This window comes from Bacteroidota bacterium, assembly GCA_016706255.1.
In the GTDB taxonomy this organism is placed as follows: domain Bacteria; phylum Bacteroidota; class Bacteroidia; order Chitinophagales; family BACL12; genus UBA7236.
This window is the reverse complement of sequence record JADJJZ010000012.1, coordinates 1-20,645: the sequence shown is the minus strand read 5'-3', so window position 1 is coordinate 20,645 and position 20,645 is coordinate 1. Positions and strand designations below refer to the sequence as shown.

The following is a 20,645-nucleotide window of genomic DNA, read 5'->3' as shown; positions in this document are numbered from 1 at the left end:
GCTTATATATTGTAAGTATTAATCAGAGTGGAGTAGTTACTGCTGCGAATTTTGTTAAGCAATAATTATTACTAACTAAAAAATAAAAGGCTGTCACTTATTTGTGGCAGCCTTTTTTTGTAAGAAAATCTTAATTTATTGAAAGATAATTTTAATTGAATTTAAATTTTCATCTGTGCGCAATAAATAAATGCCGGCCGGTAAATTTGTAATATCAATGTTACTTATTGTATTATTTACAATAAGTGATTTAATTAATACTCTATTTGCGTTAAACAATTGGATTTTGTTATTGGTCGTTTGTGCTGTTTGAATCGTGAAATAATTATGAGCAGGATTTGGATATACCTGTAAATTTTTGATTTAGAAAAACCTACAACATTTATTCTTTAATAAACTGCAAACCAATCCCGGCTCGGAAACGCATGTTAAATTCATGGACAAAGCCATATTCCGGAATCTGATAAATGTCAAAACCCAACATAAAACGAATCGGAACAACGAGCTGAATGTTATTGTTTTCAAAAACGTTTAATGTCGGATTAAGTTGTATACCTGCATTAGGATACATATGAAATCCGTTTATATTTTGTCGATTCGTAGCAGTTGTTATAGTGTCACCAATTGATAAAATTGCTGCATAGGAATAATCGGGTGTATTCAATGCATAGGTTGTATATTCATATTGGTTTAATGTTGACATACAATTAAATTGTACATTAAATGCACTCCCTACAATAAATTCCACCATTCCGGCCGGGTAAGAAAAACTGATATCCAAACCAGCTTGTTGAAACGAATAATTAAGTTGTTTTGAATTATTTCCGATAGAATCAATATAACCGATTAATTCGTTGCTGCCGACATAAAGTGTGTCAGTGCGCTTAACATTTTCAATATGTGTATAGCTATAAAGTAAATTATTTCCGGTATAATTTAATCCGATTTGAAGTGTAACTAAATTGAACCATTTAATTTCTTTACTGAATAAATAATTTTGCGCATAGGTTAAGGACAATCCGCCTAATAGTGGCCCTGTATCTTGTATTGGATCTACAAAAAGATCGCTATTGTTTATAGGTAAGCCTAACGATTGCCAGATGCTGGTTGGGTTGGAATAATTATTAAAAACAGTAGATATATCCGGAGATAAAGGTGTGAGATAAACACGTTTTAAGGGAGATCGGCTGAACCTTTCAATTGTATTACTATCAATAGAATATGCAATAATGGTGCTTTCAGGAATTTGTGCAAATAAATGTATTTTCGGCATAACAAAACCAACAAAACTTAATATGATAATTAGTTGGTTGCGGATCATAACATTATTTTTTATGAATTATTCAGTGCCTTCAATTTCAAAACGAAAAAATATACCAATTATTATAGCTTACCCCGGTGTAGTTTTAGTCTCCATTTGTTTGATAATATTATTCACCTCCTGCTCGGTAGAGCGCAATTTGGTTTGACAAAAAGCAATCAATTCCGAAGCACGTTTTACTTTTTCAGCAAGCACATCCACCGATACTGATTCATTTTCAATTTCAGCAGCTATTTGTTTTAATTCGGCATAAGCCGCTTCATAAGTGAGTTCCTTCATTGTCAGTTTTTGTATTTACAGTTGTTGAAATAATATGTTTTTCCATGGTGATGGTTAATTCATCTCCCTTTTTAATATTTTCACTATCGCTGATAATTTTCCCGTTTTGTGCAATAATTGCAAATCCTTTTTTCAAAATATTATCCGGTTTCATCAGGTTAATTAAAGATATATAATGATTTACATAACCCTTTTGATTTACGAGAAATTTTTGTGAAAAAACTTTTAAATTGGAGATTTGATTGTTCAGTTCGTTTTGCCTGTTGGCTATGGTTATTTTGGGTTGAGATAACATTTGGTTGAGCAGGTGCACTAAGTTGGTTTGCAGCGCATATAAAATTGACTTGGTATTATTCGTAATAATTTGATGTAAACCTGTTAAACTGTCTTTGTGAAAGTTAATATATGTCCTCGCCTGATTCACAATTGTGGTATTCGCCATATGAATACGCTGCATTTGAATACTCAACATCTGCTGTGATTTTATCACCACTGCTTTTTGCAAGATGAGCAGTTCTTCCTCAAATTGTCTGTTATGCGAAATAATAAACTCCGCAGCTTTTGTTGGCGTTTTTGTATTGGTATGTGCCATCATATCAACAATACTCACATCGTTGTGATGACCAATACCTGTAATTACCGGAATAGGAAATTTCGCAATTGCCAATGATAGTTTAAATTTATCGAACACCAAAAAATCTGATTTTGCACCACCACCACGAATAATTACCACACAATCGTATGCTTTACCGGATTCGTGAATGGCAATTAATTTATTGATCAGTTCAAATTCTGCGTCACCACCCTGCACGGTAGACTGATAGATATCGATACTAAATTTATAACCAAATAGATTGGATGAAACCGTATGTGTAAAATCGATATAACCCTCCGAATTTGGCGAACCGATAATAGCAATTTTTTGAATAACAGGAGGGATGTTTATTTTTTTATTTCGGGTGATATAGTGGGCACCTATTTTTTGAATAATATCCGGAAAACCGGCTAATTTGTGTAATGTTTCTCTTCGTTGTAATTCAAGATTGCCTAAGGTAAATGAAGGGTCAATATCCTGCATTACTAATTGCATGCCATATACTTTGTGAAACTCAATTTTCACTTTCACTAAAACCTGAATGCCGTTTGTAAATAATTGTCCCGTTTCCTGTTCAAACAATTTAATCCGCTGCGAACCCGACACCCAAGAAACACCCCTTATTTTTGTAATCGGATCATTCGATGTTTCCGATTTTTCAATAAACTCAAAATAGTGACGGTCGTTGTTGGCGTAAAATTTATGCCCGGATATTTCTGCGATAATCCAGTATTGCTCGTTGCCAAAAGTATTGCGCAAGGTGTCTTCCACCTTTTGGATGAGTTCGGATAGTTTGATATGTTGCAATTCGGACAAGTTGCTGCAAAGTTGACCTGCTAAGGTAAGGAAAATGTGCAGGAAAAAAGAGAAATGCTAAAACTGGTGGTGTAATATTTCAGGAGATACCTGATATTGTGAGTTCGGTATTAAAAACTTTTGTGGAATGCGGCCTAAGAAATAACGATATATATTACTCAAGGTATTAGGATTTGGTTTTATCACTTTCTCATAATTTGCACCAAAATTTATTTGTGATTTATTATAACTTGCATTAAAAGGCGCACTATACAATGTACTACCTGAGTTTTTTATCATGATGCGCAAAGGGCCTTTTGTATCTCCCTGATATTTTTTAAATAATACTAAAACAAACTCACCCGGTAATAATTTTATAAAATAATTCATGTCAAAACAAGTCGCCTGAACATCGAAAAATTCGATTGGTTCAAAAAAAAGAGCATCTTTCAATTGGAGCCCTTTTGCATAAATTGATTCGTAGTTTAAATACTTTTCTGTTTCATTATTATTTAAAATATATACAGGGAAGTATGCATATATTTGGCTCCTCTTATCAATTACTTTATTTCTATACCTCATTGGAATAGTTGTTCCATAATCAGCAACAATTTCTAAACCACTAAAATCAAGGCTATCATAAGTTTTGTCACTTTTAATCAGATCGTTTCTTGGAGTTCCCTCAATGAAATAATCTTCAGGCTTTTGAAGTAGAATAGTGTCGCTAATACGGTGCTTTCCCATGTATATAGGCAATGAGTTCATTAAATCATTGCTTTCAAAATAATGGATAGTATCAGGATTGCGCAAATATTTATTAAGAACAACAGGAAACCGGGCTGAGTTCTGCGCGATAATCGTTGGGTTGTCCTTTTTAAGAAAAACAGTTGTCACCAACGACGCAAATGCAAGCAGGATAAAAAATGATTTCAATTTGGGTTTTTGTAATAACGGGAAAGGCAAAGTATTAATTGTAAAACATGGGGACAATTTTACTATAAATTAATCCATCAAATTTTTGTATTCTAAATATCGCAGGGTTTTACGGTTTGTTTATTTTTTTAAGGTGTAAGAACCCTGCTCGGACATCACTGGGTTCACAACTTTACAACCTTGGTTGGATTGTAATTTAATTTTAATGATCAATTCGACTAAAATAGGAATTGTCTTACCCAGTCGCAATTGTCCTATGGACGTAAGGACGCATGCAATTCGTCCCTACATCCATAGGACAATTGCTCATTTTGATTGAAAAATCACATCTTATTTAAGTGATTGGATTACTTGAGGTTGCCGATTTTGCAATAAATTTAGAATTATAGAAATCCGTAGTATAAACTCAATGAAACGGCTTTTTCTTTTTAAAATGATCAGGCACATGCGGTTTTTTCCCCGGAGCTTCGTCTTTTGGAATTTTAGGTTTAGGATTTACTTTATCAGGTCCGCCAAAAAAGCAAAATTCGCAAATTTCATTTAGATGTAATTTTAAATCAGCTTCAGCAAACGGCAAATTGTCCAAATATGTTAAATCATCTTTTGTCAGTTTGGTTGTGTAACCATCTGCATATCGACAGCGTTCATCCGGGTCGGTTTTGTGTATTTGTGATTTTCGTTTTTCATTTACCCATCCTAAAGGTTGTCGGTTTTCATCTTTTAATTTAGCTGTATACCCTTTATAAAAAACTGCTGTTTCCCAACGCACATAAGGTTGATCACGATGCAGGCGATCTGCAATGGTGATGACAATTTCTTTGTAATATATTTCTTGTGTAGTTACACCCCAGGGTCTGTAAACACGACAACGAACGATATATTTTTCAAAAGCATCCCACTCCGTTTTGGCGTGGTCAATTTTACAATGGGTTGGAATATGTGTAGATAATAATTTTCTTTTGATTGGTTCATCCGTTTCAATAATTTTATTTCCTGTATGCTCTGCAAAAACGGTCCAGCGAATTTTTACCATTTCATCATCCGGATGATAAAGTCCCTCGGGTGCACTGAATTTTATTACGATTGGATTGCGGTTATGTACTGACCAAATTGTTGAATTATTATTACCTGAAATAATGAGTTCAGTATATTTTCCATAATCAACTGTTGCGGTAAACCATGTAGATAAGCCATTGGCTTTCACTACAATATCATTTGGCCGCACAGTGATTTCCGGGCTTTCCGTATTTGGCAATGTAAAAGTAAATGTGCTGTTGAATGATGCAAGTTGATTCATAATATCATTTTTGATATCACCTTCAGCATTTTCTGTTACATTTGTTAAAATTGCACCGATGGTAACTTCAAGCATTAATGCAATAAGTGCACTGATCATACCTGTAAATGGTGCTAATACAATTCCCAATGTACCGACTAATGCTTGTAAAAACACCACCCATCCAGGTAAATTAATATCAACATCAAACACTTCACCACGCATACCATTCATATGTTGATTATCATAAACAAATTGTGTTGAACCATCAACATTTATTTTTACCACCCGAATACTAAAGCTAAATGAAACACCAATGCCACTATAATCTGCATCACCCGAAACAAAAATATGGCTGTCCTCGAGCGACAGGTTGATATCTGTAATTTCAATATTGGCAATATCAGGTTCATCATAATCTTCATTTTTTTCCAAAGCCTCTGCAAGCGCGTCAGCAATTTCTTGTGCCTTTTGCGCTTCAAATGCATCCAATATCAATTGTCGCCATACACCTTCATATAACATATTGATAATTGTACCATTTACTGAAAATGCTATTTGACATAAATTATGTGGTCCTGCTTGTCGTTTTGTTGTTGCCGTGAAGCCGGTATCGTAAATAGGTTCACCATATTCATCATCAAATTGATGAATAGTATCACTAAAAGTGGTGATATATCCTTTTTCTAGTGAACTGTTCAGCAGGTCAATCAAAAAATCCTGATTACCGCTGGTTTCACCTACAACATCAATGGCAATTGTTAATGCAACATCAAACAATTTAATTTCCGGAAATTCCGAGACACTTAATCCCAGCGATTTTATTTCATCAAAGCCCGGTGGCGTAATGCGCCAAGTAGATGTATCTAATCCAAAGATTGCCAATTGAATAAAACTTTTTAAATCGACATTTACATCAAATAAATAATCAGTTTTCGGATCTGTACCATTAAAAACTTTGGCCTGGTAAGTTTCAATAAAGCAGCTGTCGAATTTAATGCCAAATGAAATTTGTTCGCCATTATCAAATGTGCGCACATTAGCCGGAATGGTAAAATCTATTTGAACATTACTATCAATTGTTGGTAAAGCGGATTCGGGGTCTGTCGAAAAAGTTAAGGTTCCGCTCAACCGAATAAAAATGGATATTTTATCATCCTCTCTAGGTGTAAAATCAAGGATGGGTTCTGCCATAAATAAGTCGTACGACAAATACCGATCAGGCAAGGGGATATTGTTATTATCTGTTTTGGCTAATAATTTAAGCGGGCTTTCAGACTGTAATATTGGCGTAACATTATCGCTACTGTAATAAGCATGCAAAATTTGCTGCGCAAATGTGGTGCTGATTGTAAGCACTCCTCCAAATCCGGCGTGATTGGCCATAGTTTTAAGGTTTAAAAACCCACTCCTTTCGGAGTGGGTGGAACATGTAATGCAGTTTAAACGTATTCATCTCTGAATACCGTACAATTTGAAGGACTTTTGCAATCAGGGCAGAACGGACACGATGCGCTGCATCGGACGACCAACTGGAACCATTTACAATTTTCTCTTCTTCTGTTTTTGCATACGGGTTCTTTCGGAGACCCGATATTCTATTTAAAGCTAGGGAATTATATATTTATTTACAAGTAAAATGTTGAAATTTTCAAGTATTTCTACATATGTTATTGATAATGAAGAGGTTTAATTTCTGATTGACACTTCACATTAATTTTTAACATTTACATCAATACACATCAACCATTTGAATGATGCATTTGGGGTATGCTTCGCATTAATCTACTGTCCACGCAGTGTTCTAGCCTCAATAAAAAATATTTATTCCGGCACAACCCTGCGAAAAAAAAGTTGTATACTAATCTAATTAATATTCATCTCTGAAAGATATGTTGTAGGTTAGTGCCAAATCTTCGAAGCTTTTAATAAATAGAGATTCTAGGTCACTTATAGTATTATTTCGATCAGAAATAAACTCTTCCAACATGTGCCCTGTATCTTCTTTATTGTAATTGTTTGGGAAGGAAAATTTTACAACTTTAGAAAAAACATCTTCGCTTAAATAATCAATTAAATCAAATTTTGCAATCTCTAAGGAATCGTTTTTAAGTGTTAGTAGAATATTACCTGGACGGCGATCCTTTTTTCCACTAATTGTTTTTTCATTATAAATATATTTATTTTCATCGTCTAAAATAAAGGGGTATGTTTGGTTTAATATGAAAAGAATAAGAGTTTTAGTCCTTACACTATTTAAATTAATTTTATTCGGAAATTCCAAGGCAGTAAATTTATAATCAGGAGTGGCTTTGTAAATTCCGGTAGGATGCAAACCTTTTGCAAAATCTTTAAAAATTATAAATGATAAACGCTGTTGACTTAATGAATATGTGGTAAAATAGTTTGAGTAGGAAGTTATCCAGAACCAAGATTCTAAATTCTGCAAATCGGTTTGACTAGGGTGTTGGTTAATTTTGAAGAATTCGGTAATGAAAATTAATTGAGTTGGATATGGTAAAAATTTGTAATCTATAATTTTTAAGTGTTTATACAAAAATTCTATTGCGATATTAATATTTTTAAAAGTTTCAGCAACTACTTCTTGAATTTCTAGCTTTAACAGTTCTTCAATTTTGACATCAAAATATATTTTATTGGTTGCACTTGCTATGCAATTTAATACAGTATCACGTTTTAAATTATGGAAATTGTATTTGTCAAGATCCTCTATGAATTTTGTTATTTCATTGCTTAATAGAAAACCAGATTTTTCATTATATGCTAATGCAGAAAGCATAAAATCCTGTGATATTTCAGTGCCAGTGCTATTGATTCTAGAAAAAATTTCAACAGCACTTCTAATGTCGCCTCCTTTAATTTCAATATATGGGACTTCGTACTCATATAGAACCTTGCTTAGATTATTTAGATTTGATATTATTTTGTTTTTGGTTGTTAAATCTAAATTAGCATCACTATTAATTTTTGTTACTAGATTTAAGTATTCAAAAGTATTGATTAGTTGAAATGGTTGTATGTAATAATTGTCTTTATTGTTTTGATTTATAGTAAATTCATTTTCTTTGGCGTTAAACAGGATTGTGTATTTTAAAACTTCTTTCACACTTACTTCACCAGGCACATCTTTTGGGTTAACCAGGGAGCTAAATAAACTTGTTATCCTTTGATACCCATCCAATACATAGTATAAATTTTTGGGATTTGATTTTATTTTATACGGACCAATTTGTGTCTTTATTTTAAATTTAACATCGGGATTCCATAGCAACAAGCTTCCAATTGGATAGCCCTTTAATATGCTATCAAATAAATCTTTTATTTGCTCTGGTTTCCAAACAAAATCTCTTTGGAAAACTGGAACTTGAATTTCACCATTTTTAATTGTTTCAATCAATGTTGTTAAACGTGACTTATCGGGCTTAACTAAAATTTTATTTTCCATCTTAAATAAATTTGGCTAGTTTTTGTAAGATAACTTTTATTTCGCTAATTTCTTCCAAAGTATCGTTCGGTAAATTTGATTGAATCAAGTGGTGGTTGCATCTGGATTCTAAAAGTTCTTTATTGAAATTTTCCATGAACAATTTTGAAAAAGTATTTTTAAAACTGTTTATTTTTACTGGTTTTAATAATGCTTCTAGATCTATGAAGTCGTATTCTTGATTTGTTAAATTATTAAATCCTTCGTCTTTGAGTGAGTAAAAGTTAGTAATAATTTCTTGCGGCATATAATTTTCAAGTTCTCTTTTATAGAACATATGAAAAGTTTCATTGATATTTATTGCGTTTATTATGTCATCTATTGAGCGAGGTTTGTTACCTATAAATGAATTTAATATTATTTTAGATTCAGGTGGAATAGTGTTTTGATCCGGTTTATCACTATCAAATAAACAAAATAATTTATATTGATGGATTTCATTGTATGTTGTGTTCTTTAATTGATCGAATCGCGCAATAATTTGTGATTTACCACCGGCGTTTTCTGGCTCTAATTTGCCATTAATTAACGCTTCGTGTAATAAATTAAATACTTGTTTTTTAGATTTGTCATTTTTATATTTGACTATTATCGAAGTAATAAAATTCCAATCATTAGTTGCATTTTCAAGTATTATTTTCGTTGGTGATAAAATAATTTTTATAGCTAATTCAGGTGTTATTTCATCTTGGTTTGATCCTATTTTTAAAGTTCTTAAATAAAATGTTTGTTGCGTTGTTATATGAAAAGATTTTTGTATTAGTGTTTTTATGTAACGATCAAAATTTTCACTATCATACTCTGAAAAATAATACATCAATTTATGGGGTAGCATTGGTTTTTCGTTTTGATATAATTTATCAAAACAATTGTTGATGTCCCAAAGTGCTTTGTTATCTATTGCAATTTTTATTAATTTTGAAAGTGAATGCAACAACTTTGGATCATCTGTTTCAAAAATACCGGGATTAATAACGATTATCAATTTTTTTCTATTTTTTGATTAGTATTTTATTAATTTCGGAAATTTCAACTATATTTTCTTCAAAAACACCAGGAGGCCAATCAGAAAATTGTGCTTTTTTATTTATTGAAATTTCGTTAATATCACTAACACCAGGACTTTCATTGTCAACCCAATAGATAACAACATCTTCAGGGAGTAACCCATATTTCGACTCTGCAATTAATTTTTGTAACCTTAAAATAAATAATTCAGAATGAGTTTCTACTATATAAGTTTGGTTTCTTAAAAGTGCATTTTCTACAAATAATTCAGCCAAATTAGCATGTGCACCAGGGTGAAGATGTAATTCAGGTTGTTCCATTATTATAATGTTGTCTGTTGTTGGTAGGAATGCCCTTACAACTAATGGTAAAACTTGACTTATTCCCTGCCCTGAATCTACTATATTAGTACTAGTTTGTTCATTTGTTAGGGTTATACTATGGTGCATTCTTGATATTTCATTTATTTTTATATTCCAATTGCCAAGATTTTTATAGAACCATTGCGAGGTTTCTAATATTAAATTTGTTTTATTTAGATAACTTTGACTCAGCAAAGGGTAAGCGTTTTGGCCCTTTGAACCTAGTATTTCAAAATTTTGCTGGCCTGTTAAAAAGTATGCTCTTTTCGGGAGTTGCCTATATGGTCCTATATAATCTAGCTTTAGAATTATTTTTTCTATAACAGCTTTATTGGTATTTGAATTAAAAGGAATAAAACCTTTAAAGTAATAACCATTGCCGGCTTTATCAATATATTTATTTTGTGGGTGGTAATTTATTTCGATATTAATATCGTTATTTAAATATTCCCATCTAGAAATTATTATATTTGAAGTTTCGCTATTAAATACTAAATTAATATTTATTGAAATGTCATTTTCAAATACTAATTTTATTTTTAGTTCACTTAAAGGTTGATTTTTATGTAGCAAATCCTGAAATTCGCCACCTAAATTTGAATTTAAGTTATCTAAGAGAATAGGCTCTTCAATTTCCGAATTCAAGCTATCGTTTATTAAAGTTAATAATTTTATTATTGAACTTTTACCAGAATTATTTTTACCTATTAATATAGTAATAGGTTTTAAATTTAAAATTTGGTTTTCTTTAAATGATTTATAATTTTCGAATTCAATTTTAGTTAATTTCATTTTATTAAATATTTAATTTCATCAATGCACATTCGGAATCTCCTCCCGATGAAACTCAAATTGATCGTCGCGCTCTTTGTATTGCATAATTAAATCGAGTGCCTCTGCAATTACATCGGAACATACTGTGATATGTGAACCTTTTTTTGCGTTTTCGATACAATATTTAATCGAATCGGCTTCAGGGTTGATACATATTACCGGCATGTTGGGATTCATTTCGAAAATTCCTTCTTTCAATAAATTCATAATTTCTTCATCGGTGCGACCGCGCAGGTTTTTGTCCTGACGAATAATTATTTCATCAAATGTGCGACCTGCAATACGTCCTAATTCGCGAATGTCTTCATCGCGACGATCGCCGGCTGCGGCTATTACACCTACCTTTGGATGCATTTCTACTTTTGCCAAATAATTACTGATTGCCTGGAAGCCGTCAGGATTATGTGCAAAATCTACCAGCATTTCAAAGTGTTTAAATTTAAATACATTCATTCTTCCCGGTGTCATGGTAGGCGATGGGATAAATGTATTTAATGCAAGTTTTAAATCTTCAATTTTAAAATTCTGTACAAACGCTGCTGCAACACATGGTAAAATATTTTGAATCATAAACGCAGCTTTACCACCTAAAGTGAGCGGAATATTTACCACTTTTTCGCGTATTTTCCATGTGCCTTTAATAATACTTACCCAACCATCTTCCAATACCGTAGCTACACCACCGCGTTCGCAATGTGCTTTTATGCGCGGATTATTTTCATCCATACTAAACAACACTAAATTACATTCCAGATTTTTGCGCATATCAAATACTAAATCATCATCGGCATTTAAAATTGCATATCCTTCTTTACGTGTTGTTTCAGGAACTACCGATTTTACTTTCGCCATTTCATCTACGGTATCAATATCTTTTAATCCGATATGATCAGCAGTTACATTAGTAACAATAGAAATATCACATTTATCAAAAGCCAAACCTGCTTTTAATAATCCACCTCGTGCGCATTCTAAAACTGCATAATCAATAGTTGGATCCATCAACACAAATTTCGCAGAAACAGGTCCGGTGCAATCACCTTTTTCCATCATTCTATTTTGGATATAAATACCATCGCTGGTAGTAAATCCAACTTTATATCCCATTGTTTTGCAATATGTGCATTTAATCGCGTTGTAGTTGTTTTACCATTTGTTCCGGTAACAGCAACAATAGGAATTCTGCCTTTAGAACCTGCAGGAAATAACATGTCTACAACCCGGTTCAGCAACGTTGCGGCCAATGCCTTCGCTTGGTGCAAGATGCATGCGGAAACCGAGCAGCATTTACTTCCAGCACCACGCCACCATTTTCGGTCATAGGAACTGAAAGGTCTTTACTCATAATATCAATACCACAAATATCTAATCCGATTACACGCGCAATTCTTTCTGCAGTGAAAATATTATATGGATGAATATAATCAGTCACATCTGTTGCAGTGCCACCGTAGATAAATTTGCGGTTGATTTTAAAAATATTTCTTCACCATCTCGAGGAACGGAATTTTCATCCATACCTAATTTTCTAATAAACGTAATGTATGGTCATCTAATTTAATTGATGTCAACACATTTTTCATGTCTATACTCACGACGTGGATCACTATTTACATGATCAATTAATTCTTTAATGGTATGTTGTCCATCACCCATTACCGCAGCCGGTTTTCTCAATGCTGCAGAAACGAATTTATAATTTACAACCAGTAATCTGAAATCATATCCTTCCACATATCGTTCAACGATACTCCAGCGTGAAATTTCTTTTGCTTTTTTAATGCGGCAACTGCTTCATCCCAATTTTTAATATTCATTGTTGAACCACGACCGTGATTGCCATCAATTGGTTTTATTACAATTGGATATCCAATTCTGCGAACAATTGTTTCCAAGATCATCATTATCATAAGCAGAACCACCACGCGGTGTCGGAATATTTAACTGACCTAATAAATTTTTTTGTTTCTTCTTTATCGCAGGCAATTTCTACTGCAATATTTGAAGTGGTGCTTGCAATGGTTGCCTGAATTCTACGCTGATTTATTCCCCAGCCTAGTGCCAGTGAACGGCGATTTAATCGGATGTAAGGAATATCACGTTTAATAGCTTCTTCAACTATACTTCCTGTTGATGGCCCTAAACGTTCCTGCTCACGAATTTCTTTCATGCGCTGAATGTGCGGGGTGATATCATAATCGGCTCCGCTTGCCAGGGCTTGACAAAATTCCACGGCTACCTGACCTGCATATAAACCGGTTTTTCTTCGAGATAGGAATAAACAACATTATAAACACCGGTGTTTTTGTGCTGCGTGTTCTTCCAAATCCGGTATCAAAGTCCGGCGAGGGTTTGTAATTCGAGTGCTACGTGTTCAATAACATGACCCATCCAGGTGCCTTCTTCCACGCGTTTGAAAAATCCTCCTGCATGATCTTCACTGCAGCGATGTTCATATAGGGAAGGAATCATTTTTCTAAATTCTCACGGAAAATTCGGAATCTTGTTCGTAGGCATGGCTTCATTTCCTCGTCAAGTTTCATTACGGTTAACTGCTCGCGAATACTCCAGTAGTTCGGGCCCTTCATCACTGCGGTAGATAGGATTTTCATTTTTTCGATGTTCTTTGCGCTAAAAATAAGGAAATTTGGGTTAAAGGAACACGGATTGGACGGGTTGGACGGATAGAGGCGGATTTTTTGGTAGGTGTGGTAAAGGAACGCGGAACCGGCGGGGCGGGTCGCTGATTTGAAGTGATTTTGAGCTGATTTTTATTTGATGGATGGTGATACTCGCGTTTTTTTTTTGATGGTGTGGTTGGGTGATGTGAAAAGGGAACGCTGAACCCGGCGGGGCGGGTCGCTGATTTATGCGGATTAAGCTGATTTTTTATTTGATGTTTGATGATACTCGCTGATTTTTTTGGATGGTGTGGTTAAAGGCAACACAGGTTGAACGGATTGAACGGATGTGGGACGATTTTTTTTGGGGGAATGGATGGATGGGCCGCTAAAGCGGAAAGGGATGGGAAGGGATTTTTGGAGGGTGGGTGTGATTTGGTGTGATTTTTTTGATGGGGAGGAGTTTTTAATTTTTTCGAAAAAGGTAGTAAATCCGGTATGTAGGGGAATGCATCCGCCCTTACATAGCGGATTTACGGATGGGGTGGACAAATTATGATTTTTAGGGATATGTTTTAAAAAGGAACACAGGTTAAACGGATTGAACGGATATGGGACGGATTTTTTTTTGGGGTGGATGGTGGGATGGGCCGCTAAAGCGGAAAGGGATGGGGACGGATTTTTTTGAAACTTGCCAACCGGCAGGCGCGGAACACGGCGGGGTGGGTCGCTGTGGAATTCTTTAAACACAAAAATCTAAACATTTTTTTCTTAGCGTTACTTAGCGGCCTTCGGTTCTTTGTGGTAAAACTTCGATAAATAACATTTTTTTCTTGATGTTGAAAGGAACGATGAATTCGCTGCGGCAGACCGCTTATTTTTGGTGGGATGTGGTTGTTTTGTTGTTGATTTTATTGGGAGAATTGATTTTATTTTAATAGAAAATGAGTAAATCCTGTATGTAGGGACGAATTGAATGCGTCCTTACATGCAGGATTTACGAATCGATAGGGACAAATGAAAGGGAATTTATCGTAATAAAGGCGTAATTTAAACGAATTGACCTCAGTAAGGCTCAAACAGGATATTTGTTTTTATCCCACGCAAAATGCTAGTGTAACTAGGTTTTTAATAAATAATCCCACAAAATCAGTTCTATCCGCGTCATCCGCGTTCCGTGTATTTATATTTGCTTCACTCAATTATTATTATGACACCTAAAGGAACGCATATTGCGGTAGGGGGTCTGAGGAACGGAATACCGAATCTCGGGATAAATTGGATGTTTCGACAACATCGTTAAAGAAATGAAGGGGTCGCGATACGCGATTGGAATTGTTGACAACTGCAAGCGGAATTCAAGACGAAATTGCAAAGAATACAAAGCTACTTTTGAACATATCGGAATTCATTCGTTAGGTATCATGCATCAAAACTAAAAAATGATGCAAACAAAAAGATATTCTTGCGCGATTAAAAAAAATGCGACGGATTAATGTTCAGCTGTAGGTGGTAATCAGGGAAAAATTAAGTGAGGTATTTTAGACACTCAGGCGATAGATATTTTACGTGATCGTTATCAGGCAAAAAAAGATTTTGTAATGCGGAACCAGTGCGGGTGCAATAACAAAGTGGAAAAATGATAAATGGTGGCACGCAGTGGAAGCAGTAAACCGTCGTGAAGCAATGATGATGTCGGGATTGGGTTTTATAAATAATGCAATTATCGATTCACATTTGTAAATCGCGGTCTCTGGAGAAGATTAATGGTTGTCGTTGCAGAATATCCAAGAATTAACCGGCATCGGCATTAGTAAAGAATGCAGGCGTAATTATTAAGAAGAACGTTATCTTGAAATTATCGGCAGTGGAAAGTATTGGTTATTATTGATGGACAAGAATTGCACGTTATAATTCACTCGACAATAAAGAATACTCCGGATTAAATATCGAACACATGATATTTCATTTGCTGAGCGCGTATCCAATACGATTTAAAAATGAGGAAAATGGCCTTGCAGGCGCAGCGTTAAATTGCTTCAATAAATTCCCGTAAAAATATCATCATCACCTTTTTTTGGTATCCGCGATACATCCACTTTGGTATTAAATGGTAATGCCAATGTACCATTATGATCAATTGCAATTAAACCGCCTTCTGCGTCAATTGGTTTTAATTTGTGATGATACTAATTCACATGCTTCATTTAAAGAAAATCCTTTGTATTTCAGCAGACAAGAGCAATATCGTAACAACGACATTTCAATAAAAAATTCACCATGTCTAGTTGCAACTCACTGCGCAAGTTGCATTATTGCAAAGTTGCCCGACCGATAATGGGAGAGTCCCCCACGGCCAAACGATTGTTGTCATACTACCCGGTTGATGTTCCCCCAGCAAGATTTCCATTTGCATCCATTAGCAACCAACCTACAGTTCGAATTTTTATCATCAACATGATCTAAAACAATAATATCACGTTGTTTTGCTTTTTGTAATTGATCAAAACGAAATTGAGTGAAAAATATGCATCGTTTTCAAGGATTTGTTGTTCTTTAGTAAAACACTTCTCCACCTGCACCCAATAATAAAACATGTTCTGAACGTAATAAAACTGCTTTTGCAGCGATGTCGGATTTTAATATTGTTACCGCTGCAACAGCACCGCTGCGTTTGTTTTACCATCCATGATGCTGGCATCCATTTCGTGTTGCCTTCATGTATAAATACGGCGCCTTTACCGCATTAAATAGTTTCGAAATCTTCAAGTACTTTAATTACGGATTCAACAGCATCAACTTCGTTTCCACCTACTGTTGCGTCAACTGATATCCGGCATCAATGCATTTTTAATGCGAGATGACAGGCGCTTTTCTATTTCAGGTGTCATTAAGCGCTTGAGCGCCCCGCACCACCATGAACAGCAATTTTGATTGGATGCATAACGCAAATATAGAAAATATTGGAACGGTGCAACACACGTAAAATGCACAACTTTGGCTATTATTCCTTTTCAAACGAATTTTGCAAGCGGTGTTAAAACATTGTTAAGTTTGAAACTTTAGCAGACACAGCTGTTTGTGTTATGTTTGCGTATGTGATTTATTAAATAAGAACATAATGAGGAGACAAATATTATTACAGCAGCATTATTGGTTACCATATAATTACCATTGTAGGATGTTCTGCTAAAAATGTAAAGACCTGAACTGAAGGTTGACAAAAAGATCAAAAGAAATATTAGCTATGAGAAAACATACTTAGATGCTTGAAATCCAGCGGCAAAATGGATGGGAAAAGCCACTTTTGGCGGCGGCTGTTTCTGGTGCACAGAAGCCGTTTTTGAAGAAAGCATCGGCGTGATGTCCGTTCAAAGCGGTTATAGTGGGGCAAGATGGAAAATCCAACCGGCACGGGAAATTGCACCGATACTACGGACATGCCGAATGTGTTCGGGTGTGTACGACCTAAAATTGTGCGGTTATGAAGCCCTGCTCGACATTCACGCGAAAACCCATGATCCAACCACCCTGAACCGTCAAAGGCGCGGATGCAGGCATTCAATACCGTTCGGTAGTGTTCTATGCTTCAGATGAACAAAAGGCTGCAACAGAGGCTTATATCACAAAACTTGATGCCAGTGGGTATTACAGCGATAAAATTGACCCAGAGTTAGCTCCGTTAAAAGCGTGTTTTGGCGGCTGAGACCTATCATCAGGATTACTTCGCTAAAAACCCTGATCAGCCATATTGCGTTTACGTAGTGGCTAAAAAGTGGAAAAATTTGAAAAGTTGTTCCCGGAATTAGTAAAACGGAATATAAGGATGCGCGGTAATTAATTGCTAAATATTTTATAGCCGACCACTTTAGTTGCGAATTATGCAATTGAAGTGGTTTTTATACCAAAACTATAATGATTCCATCAATCATAAAAAGGATAAAAAGCAATATCCAGGGATACGGTGTTGTGAGAACGCCTCTTTTTCGCTGGCGGTATATTTTGATGAGGTATTTCCAACCTACAGGTACTCGGCTTCGCTACAATGCTAAAAGCGCCTAAACCGTTTACACCCAGGTTTAGCCCGTAATTGAACGAGCCGTTAAGATGATCTTCGTAATCGAACATATTTACACTTGATGAATTACCTTCCAATGTGTAGGTGTCGGGATAAAAAATACGCATCTGAAATCGGACCTGTAGCCAAAGCCACATATGCGGCTTCAATGCCACCGAACACCGCGCTGATATCCTCACCAACAATCCAGGCGGACTAAATCCTGCAGAAAACGAATACCATCGGAATAGTTGCAGAATTGGGAGGCTTTCTGCGGGTTCATATAGTCGAAAAAAATTATAGGAGGCAGCCAGGGTGTTAGCCTCACCCCGATACAATAACTGGAATGCATCAGGAACTTCTAAATGGTTGGCAAATCCTGCTAGCAGCGCCAAAACCAGGAACAGGGTCGATAAGTGCAACACCGTGCGGCATCACATACCTTCCGCCAACATAATAGCGGCCTGAGCCGAAACGGTGGTGGCAAAACAACAAATTAAAGGGAAATCAAAAATGTTTTCATAGTGAATTTGTTAGCTGATTATTAGCAAATTATTCATCCATCATCCACTCATCCAGGTCGCGACGCTCTTTTTTGTCGGGCGACCGGTTCCTTTATCCCCAAAGGCTGTCGGCGCCGATTCCAGATGCGTGAGTTTCATTTTTCTTCCTCAGGTGTGACATCCTCACAATAAGTTTTCGAAATTGGAGCGCTAACGCGTTTTCGATAACGCCAAATGCCTTAAACTGATACCGCACCACACCCTTAGAAGAATAGTAATAATAAGGCGGATACACTTCAAACGCGGGTTTCACGCTGTCGCCATTTATTTTCCTTACTGGTTCAACAGCTTCAGCAGCAATATTTCTGGTTTTATAAAGCCTTACAGCCCATAACCACTTGTCGATTCTGCATTTTGTTACCTGTTCCGGGCATGATGATTGTTATAGTGCAGCGTAAAAATAAAGCTACATTATTTTATCTTAGCGGCAATATTAACCGAACATGCAAAAACCAATCTCAGCACGCGAAATTGTGCTGTCACTAAACCCGCGTTTCAGGCCCGGAAGGGCTGATGAGGGTTACGAAACTGTTTTCCATTTAGACATATCCGAGGAGCGGGGTGGACAATTCACCGTAAAAATTGCTAACGGAACCCTTAACATTGAGGAAGGTTTTCATGACACTCCGAAGTGTATAGTGACAACCAAAGACGGGGCCTTATGAGGACACAGAATGGGAAGAACCAATCCCCAGATGGCCGTTATGTTCGGAAAAATTAAAGTTAGTGACTTAGGTGAAATTTTGGATTTTATTCCTTTGTTCCACCGATGTGAAGATTTTACTTTCGCAAATAATTAAGCAGCATCAAAAACAACAGCAGCTATGAATAAAAAGATTTATGCAATTCTGTTATGCCTCGTAAGCGTTTCCGTTTTTTTAAACCGGATTTAATGGTTTGTCGGTAGCAACAGGTAACCTCCACCCTGAAACTTCAAACTTTGGTGTGGTATTGCAAAACGAATTGATACAGGTTCCCGAATTTGACAACGATGTAAAATATGATGTGGTGTATGAATTTAAAAAAATGCCACTTCCAATTTTGCTACCGTTACAACGAGTTATGCCATTAAAAATTTATTTTAATGAATTTGGTTATGGCAAGCGTCCCAAAGTATTAGATGATTTGGCAACGGTTTCAACCTTTAGCGACATTTTTACTGTTCAGGATCGATGCGGTTGATACGTAGGCAAATTCGTAAAAATTTCCAGCAACGTTTATTTGTTCGTAAATATATCAGCATGGATAACCTCAAACAAATGGGTATTTATGTAGATATGTTTCACGCACTCACACCCGCATCAATATTAAAGGGTTTTTATGCGAATTGAAATTTTTAGATGCTACGCCTTTTGTATTTACAAAAAAATACTGAAGTGCTTTCAATGGAAATTACTTTCATCATTGAAATAAATTTTACACCGATGAAGAAACGAATATTCTTACTTTCCTTACCATTCCAACAGCTAATGCCCGGTATTGACAGAACTGAAACATATACAACCTATGAGACTAGAATTATAAGAAAAAAACTGGTCAGGTCGTTTAAATAGTTTTTATATTCAACACGATTTATTTAATGAAACGCCTGTGTTGCCATCAAAAATAGAGCGAATTTAAAACCTATGTTAGTGGCGACAGAGCTCAGGTATTGGTATTTGACGTTATTATGTTTGAATCAAGAGATAAAATCGGATTTTTCCATTTTGCAAATCAGACAGCATAGCAATTCAGGTTCATTGGTAAACGACCAGGCGATAATTCCGGTTAGAATAAAAGTGTTACTGCGTCATCGCTGGCTTAAAACCGATACTGAAGCGTACCTAAACGCTTATTTTATAATACGCCAATAGATCGCCTATTCCGATTCATTACATCCTTATCAAACAAAATTACAGATTACCGGTATTGATGCATTAAATAATGCGCCTAAGTATACCGATTACAATACGCACTTTCTTATTACGATTTTATAAAAGCGAATTGTAAAAACAATGTGCGGGAATTACCTTAAAGAATCAGGCAATCCGATTTATGCGGTTGATATTTCTGACCATATTTATGAGCGAGAATGCTTTACGACGGACGCGAAAATCTTGCGCGTCAAACATGCTGGTGCGAAGGTATTGCCGGTCCAGGAAATAATAGAATATATCGAATTTGAAATTACGCAACCTTCAAATGAACTGCGTATTTGCAATGGTAATCAGAGTAGCAAAAAGTATTTGATGAATCATCAAAAGCCGATATTAAAACGATTACCAGTTTAGATGGTCATAAAATTAACCTATGCAGATAAATCCTGCGGTAATGAAAAGTTCAATTATTATTGCCTGACCATTTTAAAAATGTGCACGAGTGAAAGTGCCTCCGGGAAAATATCGTATTACCATAGATGCAACCGACAAAGGAACAACACCGGTTACTTGTTTTTCATCTATTACATTCGACTTTAAAGTGCGCGATGAATGGTAATAAAATCGCAAGGCATGTTAA

At 35.4% G+C, this 20,645-nt stretch carries 12 protein-coding genes and 2 pseudogenes; 3 read left to right on the top strand and 11 right to left on the bottom strand.

The features are described from left to right. Positions 1-135: 135 nt before the first annotated feature. The 11 genes and pseudogenes from IPI65_15420 to IPI65_15370 form a co-directional block, all read right to left on the bottom strand. Positions 136-363, bottom strand: a complete 228-nt coding sequence (locus tag IPI65_15420; protein MBK7442862.1) for a T9SS type A sorting domain-containing protein — start codon at positions 361-363, stop codon at positions 136-138. Positions 364-382: 19 nt separating this feature from the next. After that, positions 383-1,321 (bottom strand): hypothetical protein, encoded by a 939-nt coding sequence (locus IPI65_15415; GenBank protein ID MBK7442861.1) that lies wholly within the window; start codon positions 1,319-1,321, stop codon positions 383-385. Positions 1,322-1,390: 69 nt separating this feature from the next. Then, entirely contained in the window at positions 1,391-1,600 is a 210-nt protein-coding gene (gene xseB, locus IPI65_15410; GenBank protein MBK7442860.1) for an exodeoxyribonuclease VII small subunit, read from the bottom strand. Next, positions 1,581-3,002 carry an exodeoxyribonuclease VII large subunit gene (xseA, locus tag IPI65_15405; protein MBK7442859.1) on the bottom strand — a complete coding sequence of 474 codons (1,422 nt, stop codon included), beginning with the start codon at positions 3,000-3,002 and terminating at the stop codon, positions 1,581-1,583. The genes xseB and xseA overlap by 20 nt, the downstream gene beginning before the upstream one ends. A 66-nt stretch (positions 3,003-3,068) precedes the next feature. Then, positions 3,069-3,923 carry a hypothetical protein gene (locus tag IPI65_15400; GenBank protein MBK7442858.1) on the bottom strand — a complete coding sequence of 285 codons (855 nt, stop codon included), beginning with the start codon at positions 3,921-3,923 and terminating at the stop codon, positions 3,069-3,071. A gap of 406 nt (positions 3,924-4,329) precedes the next feature. Further along, a complete protein-coding gene (locus tag IPI65_15395; protein MBK7442857.1) occupies positions 4,330-6,585 on the bottom strand; it encodes a hypothetical protein in 2,256 nt (751 codons plus the stop codon). Positions 6,586-7,069: 484 nt separating this feature from the next. Next, a complete protein-coding gene (locus IPI65_15390) occupies positions 7,070-8,665 on the bottom strand; it encodes a DUF262 domain-containing protein (protein ID MBK7442856.1) in 1,596 nt (531 codons plus the stop codon). Between the two features lies 1 nt (position 8,666). Then, positions 8,667-9,689 (bottom strand): hypothetical protein, encoded by a 1,023-nt coding sequence (locus IPI65_15385; protein ID MBK7442855.1) that lies wholly within the window; start codon positions 9,687-9,689, stop codon positions 8,667-8,669. A gap of 7 nt (positions 9,690-9,696) precedes the next feature. Further along, positions 9,697-10,866, bottom strand: a complete 1,170-nt coding sequence (locus IPI65_15380; protein ID MBK7442854.1) for an AAA family ATPase — start codon at positions 10,864-10,866, stop codon at positions 9,697-9,699. 21 nt (positions 10,867-10,887) lie between these two features. After that, positions 10,888-13,380 (bottom strand): annotated as a pseudogene (gene cphA, locus IPI65_15375) (cyanophycin synthetase). A 404-nt stretch (positions 13,381-13,784) separates the two neighbouring features. Continuing rightward, positions 13,785-14,279: a hypothetical protein gene (locus IPI65_15370; GenBank protein ID MBK7442853.1), complete on the bottom strand. Its 495-nt coding sequence runs from the start codon at positions 14,277-14,279 to the stop codon at positions 13,785-13,787. 2,541 nt (positions 14,280-16,820) lie between these two features. Between IPI65_15370 and msrA the strand changes: the two are divergent. From msrA to IPI65_15355, 3 genes and pseudogenes are all read left to right on the top strand, one after another. Further along, positions 16,821-17,370 (top strand): annotated as a pseudogene (msrA, locus tag IPI65_15365) (peptide-methionine (S)-S-oxide reductase MsrA). Positions 17,371-19,046: 1,676 nt separating this feature from the next. Beyond that, positions 19,047-19,331 (top strand): hypothetical protein, encoded by a 285-nt coding sequence (locus IPI65_15360; GenBank protein ID MBK7442852.1) that lies wholly within the window; start codon positions 19,047-19,049, stop codon positions 19,329-19,331. A gap of 812 nt (positions 19,332-20,143) precedes the next feature. Continuing rightward, a complete protein-coding gene (locus tag IPI65_15355; GenBank protein MBK7442851.1) occupies positions 20,144-20,419 on the top strand; it encodes a hypothetical protein in 276 nt (91 codons plus the stop codon). Positions 20,420-20,645: the final 226 nt, after the last annotated feature.